Origin of the sequence: Nocardiopsis sediminis (assembly GCF_042650565.1) — a bacterium.
GTDB lineage: Bacteria > Actinomycetota > Actinomycetes > Streptosporangiales > Streptosporangiaceae > Nocardiopsis_B > Nocardiopsis_B sediminis.
In genome coordinates, this window is sequence record NZ_JBHSBH010000015.1 from 852,224 (window position 1) to 865,256 (window position 13,033).

12 protein-coding genes are annotated in these 13,033 nt (G+C 75.2%); 8 read left to right on the forward strand and 4 right to left on the reverse strand.

Going from position 1 to position 13,033, the window contains the following annotated elements; genetic code table 11:
* A partial coding sequence (locus ACFOVU_RS26300; RefSeq protein ID WP_378537893.1) for a TetR/AcrR family transcriptional regulator occupies positions 1–641 on the forward strand: 641 nt, incomplete at its 5' end.
* Positions 642–744: 103 nt separating this feature from the next.
* Positions 745–1,815 carry an FkbM family methyltransferase gene (locus tag ACFOVU_RS26305; protein ID WP_378537895.1) on the forward strand — a complete coding sequence of 357 codons (1,071 nt, stop codon included), beginning with the start codon at positions 745–747 and terminating at the stop codon, positions 1,813–1,815.
* Here ACFOVU_RS26305 and ACFOVU_RS26310 read toward each other — a convergent pair.
* Together ACFOVU_RS26310 and ACFOVU_RS26315 are read right to left on the reverse strand one after the other, a co-directional pair.
* A complete protein-coding gene (locus ACFOVU_RS26310) occupies positions 1,799–2,953 on the reverse strand; it encodes a thiolase C-terminal domain-containing protein (RefSeq protein WP_378537897.1) in 1,155 nt (384 codons plus the stop codon). The two genes, ACFOVU_RS26305 and ACFOVU_RS26310, sit on opposite strands and share 17 nt — an antisense overlap.
* A 312-nt stretch (positions 2,954–3,265) precedes the next feature.
* On the reverse strand, positions 3,266–3,595 hold the full coding sequence (locus tag ACFOVU_RS26315) for a Dabb family protein (RefSeq protein ID WP_378537899.1): 330 nt from the start codon (positions 3,593–3,595) through the stop codon (positions 3,266–3,268).
* 241 nt (positions 3,596–3,836) lie between these two features.
* On the opposite strand from ACFOVU_RS26315, the gene ACFOVU_RS26320 reads away from it, so the two are divergent.
* On the forward strand, positions 3,837–4,907 hold the full coding sequence (locus tag ACFOVU_RS26320) for an LLM class flavin-dependent oxidoreductase (RefSeq protein WP_378537901.1): 1,071 nt from the start codon (positions 3,837–3,839) through the stop codon (positions 4,905–4,907).
* 70 nt (positions 4,908–4,977) lie between these two features.
* Positions 4,978–6,531 carry an AMP-binding protein gene (locus ACFOVU_RS26325; protein WP_378537903.1) on the forward strand — a complete coding sequence of 518 codons (1,554 nt, stop codon included), beginning with the start codon at positions 4,978–4,980 and terminating at the stop codon, positions 6,529–6,531.
* A 474-nt stretch (positions 6,532–7,005) separates the two neighbouring features.
* On the opposite strand, the gene ACFOVU_RS26330 is transcribed toward ACFOVU_RS26325, so the two are convergent.
* On the reverse strand, positions 7,006–7,950 hold the full coding sequence (locus ACFOVU_RS26330; RefSeq protein ID WP_378537905.1) for a cyclase family protein: 945 nt from the start codon (positions 7,948–7,950) through the stop codon (positions 7,006–7,008).
* Positions 7,951–8,086: 136 nt separating this feature from the next.
* On the opposite strand from ACFOVU_RS26330, the gene ACFOVU_RS26335 reads away from it, so the two are divergent.
* Positions 8,087–9,286: a serine hydrolase domain-containing protein gene (locus ACFOVU_RS26335; RefSeq protein WP_378537906.1), complete on the forward strand. Its 1,200-nt coding sequence runs from the start codon at positions 8,087–8,089 to the stop codon at positions 9,284–9,286.
* A gap of 27 nt (positions 9,287–9,313) precedes the next feature.
* Here ACFOVU_RS26335 and ACFOVU_RS26340 read toward each other — a convergent pair whose 3' ends face one another.
* Positions 9,314–10,060 (reverse strand): SDR family NAD(P)-dependent oxidoreductase, encoded by a 747-nt coding sequence (locus ACFOVU_RS26340; protein WP_378537908.1) that lies wholly within the window; start codon positions 10,058–10,060, stop codon positions 9,314–9,316.
* A gap of 130 nt (positions 10,061–10,190) precedes the next feature.
* Between ACFOVU_RS26340 and ACFOVU_RS26345 the strand changes: the two genes are divergently transcribed.
* The 3 genes from ACFOVU_RS26345 (at position 10,191) to ACFOVU_RS26355 (ending at position 12,688) form a co-directional block, all read left to right on the forward strand.
* Entirely contained in the window at positions 10,191–10,619 is a 429-nt protein-coding gene (locus tag ACFOVU_RS26345) for a Zn-ribbon domain-containing OB-fold protein (RefSeq protein ID WP_378537910.1), read from the forward strand.
* The gene (locus ACFOVU_RS26350) at positions 10,612–10,983 is read left to right on the forward strand and encodes a VOC family protein (protein ID WP_378537912.1); all 372 of its coding nucleotides are present in this window, start codon (positions 10,612–10,614) and stop codon (positions 10,981–10,983) included. The genes ACFOVU_RS26345 and ACFOVU_RS26350 overlap by 8 nt, the downstream gene beginning before the upstream one ends.
* A gap of 121 nt (positions 10,984–11,104) precedes the next feature.
* Complete coding sequence (locus ACFOVU_RS26355; protein ID WP_378537914.1) at positions 11,105–12,688, forward strand: class I adenylate-forming enzyme family protein; 1,584 nt, start codon at positions 11,105–11,107, stop codon at positions 12,686–12,688.
* Positions 12,689–13,033 lie beyond the last annotated feature (345 nt).

A 13,033-nucleotide genomic window follows, 5' to 3' on the forward strand; every position in this document is an offset into this window, starting at 1 on the left:
GCAAGCCCGGCCGCGGCCGCCAGGCCTCCTCCCCGCTGGCCTCCGAGCGCCGCGGCAACCTGGTCCGGCTCGCCGCCGAGCTCTTCGCCCAGAAGGGGTTCCAGGCGACCACGGTCCGCGAGATCGCCGACGAGGCCGGCATCCTCTCGGGGAGCCTTTACCACCACTTCGACTCCAAGGAGTCGATCGTCGACGAGGTGCTGTCCTCGTTCCTCGACGAACTCCTGCGCGACTACCAGGCCGCGGTCGCCGAGGGCGGCGCCCCCGACGAGATCCTGTCCCGGCTGATCCGGGCCGCCTACCGGTCGCTCAAGCCGCACCGCGCCGCGATCACCGTGGTGCAGAACGACTGGAACTACCTGCGGCAGTTCCCGCGCTTCGACTACCTCGGCACCGTCGAGGAGCAGATCCAGGACATCTGGATCGACGTCATCACCCGGGGCCAGGCCGCCGGGGTGTTCCGCACCGATGTCGACCCCAAGCTCACCTACCGGATGATCCGCGACACCATCTGGGTCACGGTGCGGTGGTACCGACCTGAGGGCGCGCTGACGACCGACGACCTCGCCGGGCACTTCATGACGGTCCTCTTCGACGGCATCAGCCTCGGCGAACGGTCCACCTCGCCCGCCGGGTCCTGACGGGACCGCCGCGACGGCCGCCGCGCGCGTGGCAGCGGGCGCGCGGCACCGCATCGGGCTAGTCTGGCCACGCCCAGCACCCACGCCGTCACGGAGGGCGGTCATGGCCCAGCGCACCACCCCTACCCCGGACGACCCCACGGCACCGGGGACGGCCCCGCCGAGCGAGGACGGGGGCGGCTCCGGGGAGCGGGCGGCGCCCTCCGTCGACTTCCGCGCCACGGCGGCCGGGCGGCGGCAGAGCTGGCACGGCATGAAAAAGCACGTCAAGCGGGTGCTGGGCTGGCGGCTGCCGAACCTGGCGATGCGCGCGGCCGTAGGGGTCGCGGCGCCGGGGCTGCGCACCACCGGCCGGCTCCCGGTCCCGGCGGCGACCCGGGAGGTCACCGGGTACGTCGACGGGGCCGAATACGTCATGCTGCACCCGGCGCGGTGCGTGGTGGCCAAGGAGCTGTACTGGGGCCGCGGGCGCCGCCCCCAGCCCGCCGACGACTTCGCCCTGCGCGTGTTCGCCGCCGCGGCCCGCCGCGCCGACGTCATGCTCGACATCGGCGCCTACACCGGTCTGTTCACCCTGGCCGGGACCGCGGTGAACCCGCGCCTGCGCGCGCACGCCTTCGAGATCGTGCCCGAGGTCTTCGGCACGCTGTTCGACAACTGCGTCCGCAACCGGGTGCTGCACCGCACCACCCTGCACCATGTGGGGCTCGGCGACCCCGGCTCCGCCATCGCGCTGCCCGCGCGCTCCGGCGGCTCGGCCCTGCCGTGCTTCTACTCCACGCGGCTGGCCTTCGACGACGGCGTGCCCGTGGAGGTGGCCGCGCTGGACTCCTTCACGGGGCGGGTGCCGACGGGGTCGGCGGTGGTGATGAAGGTGGACGTCGAGGGCACCGAGGCGGCGGTGTTCGGGCACGGGCGCGGCTTCCTCGCCGAGCACCGGCCCGACATCGTGTGCGAGGTCCTGCCCGGTGCCGACACCGTGGCCCTGGCCGCCGTGCTGGAACCGCTCGGCTACCGCTTCCACCTGATCGGCGCCGACGCGCTCGCCCCCGAAGGCCCGCTCACCCCCCACGAGCGGTTCCGCGACTGGTTCCTCACCCCGCGCTCGCGCTCCGGGATCGAGGAGCTGGGCGTTCCGGTTGCGGGGACGGCCCCGCTCACCCCGCCGCGGTGAGGATCGCCGCGCTGCCGTAGGCCCCGCCGAACCCGGTGCACAGCGCCACGGCGGCGCCGGGGACCTGCACGGTGCCCTCGCCGCGCAGCTGGCGCACCGCTTCGGCCACGTTGTTGAGGCCGTGCACGTACCCCTCGGACAGCAGCCCGCCGTGGGGGTTGACCGGCACGCCCCCGCCGCCCGCCTCCAGCGCGCCGCCGCGCAGCGCCGCGGACAGGCCCGCGGCCGGCAGCAGCGCGAAGTCGGTGAGCTGGCGCGGCACGAGGAAGGAGTAGGCGTCGTAGAGCAGCGCGACGTCGACATCGGCGGGGCGCATCCCGGCGGCCCGGTAGATGAGCGGTCCGATGTGGCCGGAGAACACCGCCGCGAGGTCGGGGCTGCGGTCGGGGCGGGCGTACCCGGGGCGGCCACCGCGCACCACGGCCCGCACCCGCGGGGCGCCCGCCGCCACGGGGCGCTCCGATGCGGTGAGCACCAGGGCGCAGGCGCCGTCGGTCTCCTGGCAGCAGTCGGCGCGGCGCAGCGGGTCGGCGACCATGGGGCTGCTCCGGTAGGACGCGGGGGTCAGCGGCTCGCGCCGCAGCGCCCGGGGGTTGGCGGCCGCGTGGCGGCGCGAGGCCGCGACGACGGCGCCGAGGTCGTCTTCGGTGAGCCCGGTGTCGTGCAGGTAGCGGCGGGCGGCGAGGGCGAACCAGGGAACGGGCCCCACGACCCCGTAGGGGGCGGTGAACTGCTGCTCGACGCCGTCGCCGAGGCGCAGCCCGGCCCGGTTCACCCGGCGGCCCGACCGGCCGTTGAGCGCACGGTAGATGAGCACGGTCTCGGCCTGGCCGGTGGCGATGAGCATGGCGGCGTCGCCGAGGATCGACGCGCACTGGGTGCCGCCGCCGTGGATGTCGTTGTGCCAGCCCAGGCGGGTCATGCCGAGGGTGCGGGCGAGGTCGGTCGCGGGCGCGGAGTCGCCGAGGTGGTAGCCGAGGACGGCGTCGACGGAGTCGGGGCCGATGCCGGCGTCGGCCAGTGCGGCGCGCGCGGCGTCGGCGGCGAGGGCGAGTTCGGTCCGGCCGGAGGAGCGGGTGAGCGGGGTCATCCCGATGCCGATGACGGCGGCGCGGCCGGCGATCCCGTTGCGGCGCATGGGCAGGCCTCCCGGGCGGGTGGGACGCCGCCCGCCGGAGGCGGGGCGCGATCCGCCTCCGGCAGGTGACGCGTTCTCCTGCCTGCCGTCCGGCGCGTGCCCGGGGACGGGGGTCCCCTCGGGCGCTGCCGCCGGGCTTCGGCTCTGCAACAGAAGGTAATACTGCAACACGTTCTAAGGCAAGACCCGGGACCGAATTCGGTTCGGCCGCCGGGCGTTCCCCTATATCACCCGTCTCCGCTGGGACATCGGTCCGCCGGATCGTCGGCGGACACTCCGGGCGGGCGGCTCGAAACGGGACGAGAACATGATCTAACGGGCACCCTCGGACCCCGGGGATCCCGCGCCGTCGGTGCGGAACTGGACGGCGGCGCGGTCGGCGAGCAGCGGGCGCACGATCGCGAGCGCCTCCTGGTGCCGGGGGTGGTCGCGGTAGGCGGCGTAGGCCGCTTCGTCGGCGACGTCGGCCACGACGGCGAAGTCGAAGTTCCCGGCGCCGAGGCCCAGGTCGGGGCCGAAGGCGTAGGCGTCCAGCTCGGGGATCGCCGCGGGCAGGGCGGCCAGCCCTTCACGGACGGCCGCCACCTGCTCGGGGGTGGTGCCGTCGATCCAGCGGAAGAGCGCGATGTGTCGAAGTGCCATACCCCGAACCTAGCGCCCGGCGCCCCGGCCGCCCGCGCTGGCGGGGGCGGAAGAGAGCTGTTAGCATACCAAGCGAGCGCTTGGTTGTACTTGGATGCTTGGACACCCGTATTCAGCCACCCCGATGCACTCGCCCGCGAGGAGCGGACGCCTCTGGGCCCTCCCCTTCCGTGATCAGGGGGATCCCCCTCGCGGGCGGGCCATGACCGGAACCCACGGGGCCACATCAGGAGGAGTCCCGATGAAGTTCTCCACCTTCCACCTCTTCCACCGGTTCGAGGGCGAGACCGCGGCCGAGGTCTACGGCCACCACCTGCGGCTGATCGAACTCGCCGAAGAGCTGGGGTTCGACGGGGTCCGCATCGCCGAGCACCACTTCCGCGACTACGGCACCGTGCCGTCCTCGCTCGGCCTGCTCGCCCACCTCGCCGGCCGCACCGAGCGGCTGCGCCTGGGCACCGGGATCGTGGTGCTGCCCCTGCACCACCCCGTGCACGTCGCCGAGCTGGCGGCCCAGGTGGACGTCCTCTCGGGCGGCCGCCTCGACCTCGGCGTGGGCCGCGGCTACCAGGGCTATGAGTTCGACGGGTTCGGCGTCGACCTCGCCGAGGCGCGGGCCCGGTTCGACGAAGCCCTCGACACCGTGCTGGCCCTGTGGAGCGGCAAGCCGGTCCACCGCACCGGCGCGTTCGGCTCCGTGGCCCCCGGCCTGGAGGAGGGCGTGGAGCTGGTCCCCTGCCCGGTGCAGCTGCCGCACCCGCCCGTTCACGTGGCGGCCGTCAGTCCCGAGACCGTCGAGCGCTACGCGGCGCGCGGCCTGCCGATCCTCGCCGACCCCGCGGCACCCTTCCGCAAGGTCGCCGCCGCGGCCGAGGCGTGGCGGACGACCGCCGCCGCCCACGGCCACGACGCCGGCGCCGCCGAACTGGTCGTCGCCCGCTCGGTGCACGTCGCCCCCACGGTGCAGCGGGCACGCGCGGACCTGGACCGGTTCGAGGCCGCCTTCGACCGCTCGCGGATCTTCAACGAGCGCAGCGCCCCCATCGACCGCGGCACCGGCGCCACCGCGCAGGGCTTCGAGTACTGGCAGCACCGCTACCTCAAGGGCGGCGAGGTGGGCAACGACTTCCGCTGGGAGCAGCTGGAGGTGGCCGGCGACCCCGAACGCGTGGTCGCCCAGATCCGGATGCTCGGCGAGATGGGCTTCGACCACCTGCTGTGCGACTTCGGCAGCACCCGGCGGATGGCGACCGACGAGGCCGCCGGGCTGCTGCGGCTGTTCGCCCGCGAGGTCATACCCGCATTCCGGTAGCCGCGGGCGGGGCCGGGTCCGCCGGACACCGCCCCGGCCGCGCGCCGGCGATCCGGCCATCGGAGGCCCAATGTCCGTGCACGGACTCACCCTCGGCGACATCCTGCGCGAGCACCGGCGCAGCCGGCCACGGGTCACCGCGGCGGTCGACGGCGGTGTCCGGCTGACCTACCCCGCGCTCGACGACCGCGTCGACCGGCTGGCCGCCGTGCTCACCGAGAGCGGGGTGTCGGCCGGCGACCGGGTGCTCTACCTGGGCCGCAACTCCGTCCACCTGCAAGAGGGGCTGCTGGCGGCGGCCAGGCTGGGGGCCGTCTTCGTCCCCGCGAACCGGCGGCAGAGCGCCGACGAGGTCGCCTTCGTCCTCGACGACCTCGACCCCGCCGCCGTGCTGTGGCAGCGGGGGCACGACGCCGGCGAGGACCGCGCCGCGGCCGATGCGCGCTCCGCGGCGGGCGGATCGGGCCGCTGGCTGGACTGCGGCGGCCCCGGCTACGAGCGGCTGCTCGCCGACGCCGACCCGCGCGGCCCCGGCCGCCCCGTGGACGGCGCGGACCCCGCGGTCGGGCTCTACACCGCCGCCTTCGACGGCCGCCCGGCGTGCGCGCTGCTCAGCCACGACGCGCTCATCGCCCACAGCGCGGCGCTGGCGCAGGTCCGGCACATCGGGCCGGGGTTCACCTTCCTCAACAGCGGCCCGCTGTTCCACGTGGGCACGCTGATGTTCCACCTGGCGGCCTTCCAGGCCGGGGGCACCAACGTGTTCCTGCCGGCGTTCGACGCCGCCAAGGCCGCGCGGCTGATCGAGGCCGAGGGCGTGCACCAGATGTTCGGCTTCGGGCCGATGCTCACCGCGGTCGCCGAGGCCAACCGCGGGCCCGGCGGCGCCCCGCGCCACGACCTGTCGAGCCTGGCGTCGGTGGCCCACTCCCCGGAGTGGGACGCGCAGGTGAGCGTGGGCACCGACCCCTGGAACGCGTCGGGCATGGGCGGCTACGGCCAGACGCAGGTGGGCGGCATGCTCACCTACCTGGCCCTGGGGCCCGGCGGGCAGGGCGGCGCCGGGCGCCCCTCGCCTTTCGTGCAGGTGCGCATCCTCGGGCCCGACGGCGCCGAAGTGGCCACGGGCGCGACGGGCGAGATCGCCGTGCGCGGGCGCACCGTGTTCACCGGCTACCACCGCCGGCCCGATCTCAACGCGCGGGCGTTCGCCGACGGGTGGTACCGCACGGGTGACCTGGGGCGCCGGGAGGACGACGGCACCCTCACGTTCATCGGGCCGCGGCTGCACATGATCAAGTCGGGCAACGAGAACATCTACCCCGCCGAGGTGGAGAGGGCGCTCAAGGGCCACCCGGACGTCGCCGACGCCGCTGTGATCGGGGTCCCCGACCCCGTGTGGACGCAGAGCGTGCTGGCGGTCGTCTCCCGCGCGCCCGGCGGGCGGGTGACCGAGCAGGACCTGATCGCCCACGTCGCCGCCGCCATCGCGTCGTACAAGAAGCCCCGGCGCGTGGTGTTCACCGGCACCATCCCGCGCACGGGCGGCGCACCGGACTACGCGGCGCTCGACGCCGCCCACGGCGGCGGCGGATATCCGGGCGAGGAGAACCGAAATCGGTGAGGGCCGCGTTCAATCCATACGGGGGCCTGTGCCGTAAAGGTCCGGAAAGCACGCCGGCCCCAGGAGCGGGGGACAGCTCCTGGGACCGGCAGCGGGGGATGCCCACCATGGCGGCTCTCGGGGGCGGAGCCTGCCGCGGTGGCGAGGAAAAGCATGGCGTCGACACGAGTTAACGGTCAGTAGGTCACGCGGATGGTCACATCAGATAACCGAAATGTCTCAATCTAGCGTTGACGTGCGTATTCGGCGCCGATCTGACCTGCCAGGATAAACGGCACATAAGCATTCACACCAGACGCAGAACGTAGTCGCCCGCTCACGTGGCGAGCGGTTTCGGACGGTTCGATTGTCGGAATGCGGTCTCGTCACGGCGAGCCGACGAGCGAGCGGAGGCGGCGCTGCCCCTGGCCGCAGGCCCATACGCTGGGCCGTTGGAGCGGAGCGAGGAGGCGAGCGTGACCAAGGAAGCACGGCTCACAGAACGGCGACAGGGTTGATGGGACTGCCCGTTCCGCCCCGGACGGGCAGGGGAAGGGCGATGAAGAGGAAGTCGGGCCGCCCCGATGCGGCGGCGGCGCTGCCCAGGTCTTCCAGCCACAGCATTTCCGCCAGGTGGACGCCGTGCCGCCACAGGAGGGTCAGGTGCACGTCGTCGTGCAGGTCCTCGGTGGAGCGGCCGTCGTCGTCCAGCCCCTGGACCGCTGCGTTGTCGGCGGCGACCAGGGCGGGGTCGCGCTCGGCCAGCCAGCGCGCGGCGTCGGCGGCCAGGCCCGGCTGCGCGCCCTGGTAGCGCGCGGGGTCGCGCGGGTCCCACATCCGCGGCCAGCCGGTGCGCACCACGGCGGCGTCGCCGGGGCGCAGGGAGAAACCGCGGGCCTCGGCGATCGCGGCGAGCTCGTCAGCGCCGATGCGGTCCCGGGGGCCGAGGTGGCCGACCCCGCGGTGGGCGGCGACGTCGAAGAGCACGCCCCGGGCCACCACGCCGCGGGCGGCGGCGTGCTCGATGCCGAGCCGGCCGGCCCCGTAGCTGCGCACGCGGTCGGCCGGGTGCCCGTTGTACAGCCGCTCCCCCGCCCACATGTGGCACAGCGCGTCCATATGGGTGGTGGTGCCGTGCGGCGAGACGACGACGGCGTCGTCGGCGACCCGGAGCCCCGCGCCCACCGGGCGCGTTCCGGCCGCGTAGTCGGCGCCGTCGATGGACATGTAGTGCTGGGGCAGGGGCCGCCCGCGCAGGTGGGGGACGGTGGTGGCGGCGGTGCCCGACGTCGCCCCCTTGATCGGCAGGGCGAGGCTGAGCACCCGCCCGTCGCGGGCGGCGGCGAGGGCGGCAAGGACGGCGGCCGGGCCGAGCAGGTTCAGCGTCCCGGCCTGGTCGTCCTCGCCCCAGCGGCCCCAGTTGTCCGATGGTGTGGGCATGTGTGGTGTCCTCAGGGTCGTAGGTGGACGGGACCGGGGATCGGCGCCCCCGTACCCGCGCGGGGCCGCGGGTCTGAAAGCATCCGGGAGACGACCGTGGGCCGGTTGCGGGCCGGCCCGATGCCGACAGGGGGCGATGGTGACCGAGGACGCCGCGATCCACGGGGACTGCGCGCCCGGCTTCGAGCGGGTGCGCCGGGTCTTCGAGCACAACTTCACCCGCGGGCTGGAGACCGGGGCGGCGCTGGCCGTCTACATCGGCGACGAGCCGGTGGTGGACCTGTGGGGCGGCACCGCCGACCACACCACCGGGCGCCCGTGGGAGCACGACACCCCCTGCTTCGCGTTCTCCTGCACCAAGGCGGTGACCGCGGCGTCGGCGCTGCGGGTGGCCGAGCACGGCGGGCACGACCTGGGCGCCCCGGTGGCGTCGTGGTGGCCGGAGTTCGCCGCAGCGGGCAAGGGCGCGGTCACGGGCGAGCACCTGCTGTCGCACCAGGCGGGGCTGCCCGCGTTCGACCGCGCGGTGGCCGCCGCCGAGGCCGCCGACCCCGCGGCCATGGCCGCGCTGCTGGCCGCGCAGCGTCCGGTGTGGGAGCCGGGGACCGCCCACGGCTACCACGCCTTCACCTTCGGCTGGCTGGCCGGGGAGATCGTGCGGCGGCTCGACGGCCGGACGGTCGGCGGCTACGTCGCCGACGAGATCGCCGGACCGCTGGGCCTGGACCTGTGGGTCGGCGCCCCCGGCGACGTGCTCGACCGCGCCGCGCGGCTGACGAAGGGCCCCGCGGACGCCCGCCCGAAGCGCACCGGGTCGGACGCCCCGCCGACCGGCGACGACGCCGTCGCCCGGATGGTGCGCGCCACCCGCGACCCCGCCAGCCTGCTCTCGCGCACCTTCAACAACCCCGATATGGCCGACGTCCCGGGCCGGTTCAACAACCGGGATGTGCTGGCGGCGGGGTGGCCGGCGGCGGGCATCGTCACCACCGCACCGGCGCTGGCGGGGTTCTACCGCGACCTGCTCGCGGGGCGGATCATCGCGCCCGCGACCCTGCACGGCGCCCTGACCCCGCGCGTCACCGGCGCCGACCGGGTCCTGCACCTGGACAGCTCCTTCGGCCTGGGGTTCATGCGCCCCTCCCTGGTCTTCGCGGTGCCGCGCGCGGCCTGGCGCAGCGCCTTCGGCCACACCGGGTCGGGCGGGTCCATCGGGCTGGCCGACGTCGAGCACGGCGTCTCCCTCGGCTACGTGATGAACAGGACGGGCAGCGAGCTGTCGGGGGGAATCCGCTCGATGCGGCTGCTCAAGGCGGTCTACGACTGCCTCGGCTAGCAGCCGCGCCCCCGTGCGCGCGGGCGGTCAGTGCATGGTGATCCCCCCGCTGACCGAGAGCGTCTGGCCGGTGATGTAGCCGGCGGCCGGCGTGCACAGGAACCCCACGGCGGCGGCGACGTCGGCGGGGGTGCCCAGGCGGCGGGCCGGGATCTGCCGGGCGAGCTTGGCGACCAGCCCGGGGTGGTCGCCGGCGATAGAGCGCAGCATCGGGGTGTCGGTGGGGCCGGGGCAGACCGCGTTGCTGGTGACGCCCGCTGCGGCGGTCTCGCGGGCGAGCGTCTTGGCCAGGCCCAGCAGGGCCGCCTTGGTGGCGGTGTAGGCGCCTTCGCCGGCGGACCCGGCGCGGGCGCCGTCGGAGGAGATGAAGACCAGGCGGCCGAAACCGCTCTGCGTCATGGCGGGGAGCAGGGCCTGGGTGATGCGCATGGGGGCGCGGACGTTCACCCGCCACATGCGGTCCCAGTCGGCGGGGTCGCTCGCGGTGAAGGGCGACACGACGGCGATCCCCGCACCGTGCACGAGGATGTCGACCCGGGGTGCGATGGCGTGCAGCCGCTCGATCCCGGCCTCAACCTCGCCGGGGTCGTCGAGGTCGATGGGGAGGTGGCGCCCGCCGGGCACCTCCTCGGCGGCCCGGGCGGCATCGGGGTCGCGGTCGACGATGACGACCGCCGCGCCTTTGCCCGCCAGCTCCGCGCAGACGGCCCGCCCGATCCCCCCGGCCCCGCCGGTCACCAGCGCCGTGCGCCCCGCCAGGTCGGACGATGTCACCGATCAGCCCCCTGCCTGCCGTGTGCCGGCGGCGGCCGTTCCGCCGCGGGTCCGCCGACCTTGCCGGAAAACCAAGCATACGCTAGTTTGGCAAGCAGATCGGCTCCCCATTCGAGGAGGTCGGGCGGGCATGGGCAGCTCCGACGATCCGCCTGTCCCGGTCCCCACTCCGCTGACCGCCCCCTACTGGGCGGCGTGCCGGCGGGGGATGCTCGCCATCCAGCGGTGCGCGGCCTGCCGCCGCTACGTCCACTTCCCCGAGCCCGAGTGCCCGTTCTGCGGCGGCACCCGTCTGGGCTTCGAACCCGTCTCGGGGCGCGGGCGCGTGGTCACCCACACCGTGATCCACCGCCCCTTCGCGCCCGGCTTCGCCGCCCAGGTCCCCTACGCCGCCGCCTGGGTGGAGCTGGCCGAGCAGCCCGGCCTGCGCGCCTTCGGCCGGGTCCGCGGCCGCCCGCCCGACGGCGTCGCCATCGGCATGGCCGTCCGGGTGGTCTTCACCGACCTGCCGGGCTTCGGCCCCATCCCCGATTTCCGACCCGAGGAGAGCGATGGCTGACGGCCCGCCCAGAACCGCCGGGACCATCCGCACGGTCCTGTACCCCGGCCCCGATATCGCCGCGTGCCTGCCCTTCTACCGCGACGGGCTGGGGCTGCCGGTCCGCTTCACCGACGGCGACAGGTTCGCCGCCCTGGACGGCGGCGCCGTGACCCTGGCGCTGGCCTCCGGCGACGAGGACGTCACGGGCGGGGTGCCCGCCATAGCGGTGGAGGTCGCCGATGTGGAGGCGGCCGTGGCGGACCTGGCCGCGCGCGGCGCGCGGGTGCTCCTCGCACCCGAGCGGGGTCCGCACGAGACCCGCGCCGCGGTCCTGGACCCCGCGGGCAACCCCGTCGTCCTCACCGCCCGCAACCCCCGCTGACCGTGGCCGGCCCGCGCCGTCCGCGCGACGCCGGGAGGGAGCGGCGCCGCGCCTCCGCCGCCCGCCCCCGCCTCTGAGCGAGGCCGCCCCGCCCCGAGCCCAGGAAGGAAGGGATGCCGCCGTGTCGTCCGACGTTGCCGCCGACCCGTTCCAGAACTACGGGTACGCGGTCCTCACCGCCAACGCCCTCGCCGCGCCCGGGCGGATCGCGCTGACCCATCAGGGCGGCCCCGGGCTGTCCTACGACGCGCTGAACCGGGCGGTGAACCGCCGGGCGCACGCGCTGTCCGCCCTCGGGGTGCGGCCCGGCGAGCGCGTGGCCGCGCTGCTCGGCGGGACGCTCGCCGTGGCCGAGATCTACCTCGCCCTGTTCAAGATCGGCGCCGTCACCGTCGCCCTCAACCCCTTCTGGGACGCCGGCGTCCTGGCCCACGCGGTCGGACGCTCGCGCGCCACCGTCCTCGTCCACGACGGCGGCACGGACGCTCTGGCCGCCGCGGTCCGGCCGCGGCTGCCCGGAGTCCGCTCATGGGTGCGGGCGGGCGGCCCGGCCGAGGGGGCGGCCGACCTGGACGCCCTCACCGCGGCGGCCCCCGGCACAGAACCGGAGATCCACGGCAGCGGGGACGACCCGCTGGCCCTGTTCCACACCTCGGGCTCCACCGGGGCGCCCAAGGCGGTCGTGCACAGCCACGCGAGCGCGCTGGCGACCGCCCGGCTCTGGCAGGACGTGCCCCGGGGGGACGACGCGGTCTTCGGAACGGGCGCCATCATCTGGGGGATCGGGTTCCCCTCCATCGCCGGGCCCGCGCTCTACGGCGGTCTGCGCCTGGTCCTGGAACAGGAGTGGAGCCCGCGCACGCTGCTCACGGTGGTGCCCCGCGAGAAGGTCACCCACATCAGCGTGATCCCGAGCTTCTTCGCCTCGCTCCTGGCCGACGACGCGCACGCCGGCGCCGACCTGTCCTCGTTGCGCACGATCATCCTGGGCGGCGAGCCGATCGCCCCGGCCCTGCTCGCGCGCGTCCGCGAGCGCCTGCCGCAGGCGGCCGTCTACGGCTACTACGGGCAGACCGAGGCCCCCTACAGCGCCTTCGGCCGGATCGACGGGGCGGGCCGCGACCCCCGCAGCGTCGGCCGGGCGCGCACGGGCTGCGCGATCCGCGTCACCGACCCGTCGGGGACGCCCCTGGTGGACGAGGTCGGCGAGATCAACCTCGCCGGGCCGCACCGCATGCTCGGCTACGACGGGGCGCCGGAACAGACGGCGGAGGTACTGCGCGGCCCCTGGTTCGTCGGCGGGGACCTCGGCCGCATCGACGCCGAGGGCCGGCTGCGCGTCCTGGGCCGCCGCTCCGACGCGATCCTCAAGCACGGGAGGTGGACGCCGCCCGCGGTGATCGAGGAGGCCGCCGCCGAACTGGACGAGGTGGCCGAGGCCGGAGCGGTGGGCCGGCCCGCCAACCCCGACGGCGCGGAGCCGGCCGAGCAGGAGGTAGTCCTGGCGGTGGTGCCGAGGGCGGGGAGCGATCCGGCCCCCGCTCGGATCGCCGCCGCGCTCGCAGCGCGGCTCCCCGCCCATCAGCGCCCGGACCGCGTGGTGGTCACCGACCGGCTTCCGCACGGCCGGGACGCATCGGGCGGTCCCGGGAAACTGCTCCGCTCCGAGATCCGCGTGCTCCACGCGGCCGGAGAAGACCCGTAGCGCCACGGCCGCCCCCGCGGACCGTGGCACGGGCCGCCCCCCGGCCCGATTGAGGACCGGAGGGCGACTTGCCGGCCGATCGGGGAGGTCATGCGGCCGCGGGATCGGAGATCACGCGACGTGCATGTCTAATCGGCCGGATGCACCCGTGTCCAGCGCACATTCGTGGAGCGGGCACGAACGTACACGGGTGCCACAACTCGCAACCCCGGCCCCATCAGGGGCCGGTGTCGTCCCGCTCACCATGGATTCTTCCTTCTCAGAGCCGCCCGCGGCAGACCCAGGAGGGTCCTCAATCCGCGGCGGCGCCGGTGGGCCCACGGGCCCATGGGCACCCGGCACCTT

Coding starts and splice junctions, on each gene's coding strand:
- ACFOVU_RS26305 (WP_378537895.1), top strand. CDS start 745: ATGGCCCAGCGCACCACCCCTACCCCGGACGACCCCACGGCACCGGGG.
- ACFOVU_RS26310 (WP_378537897.1), bottom strand. CDS start 2,953: ATGCGCCGCAACGGGATCGCCGGCCGCGCCGCCGTCATCGGCATCGGG.
- ACFOVU_RS26315 (WP_378537899.1), bottom strand. CDS start 3,595: ATGGCACTTCGACACATCGCGCTCTTCCGCTGGATCGACGGCACCACC.
- ACFOVU_RS26320 (WP_378537901.1), top strand. CDS start 3,837: ATGAAGTTCTCCACCTTCCACCTCTTCCACCGGTTCGAGGGCGAGACC.
- ACFOVU_RS26325 (WP_378537903.1), top strand. CDS start 4,978: ATGTCCGTGCACGGACTCACCCTCGGCGACATCCTGCGCGAGCACCGG.
- ACFOVU_RS26330 (WP_378537905.1), bottom strand. CDS start 7,950: ATGCCCACACCATCGGACAACTGGGGCCGCTGGGGCGAGGACGACCAG.
- ACFOVU_RS26335 (WP_378537906.1), top strand. CDS start 8,087: ATGGTGACCGAGGACGCCGCGATCCACGGGGACTGCGCGCCCGGCTTC.
- ACFOVU_RS26345 (WP_378537910.1), top strand. CDS start 10,191: ATGGGCAGCTCCGACGATCCGCCTGTCCCGGTCCCCACTCCGCTGACC.
- ACFOVU_RS26350 (WP_378537912.1), top strand. CDS start 10,612: ATGGCTGACGGCCCGCCCAGAACCGCCGGGACCATCCGCACGGTCCTG.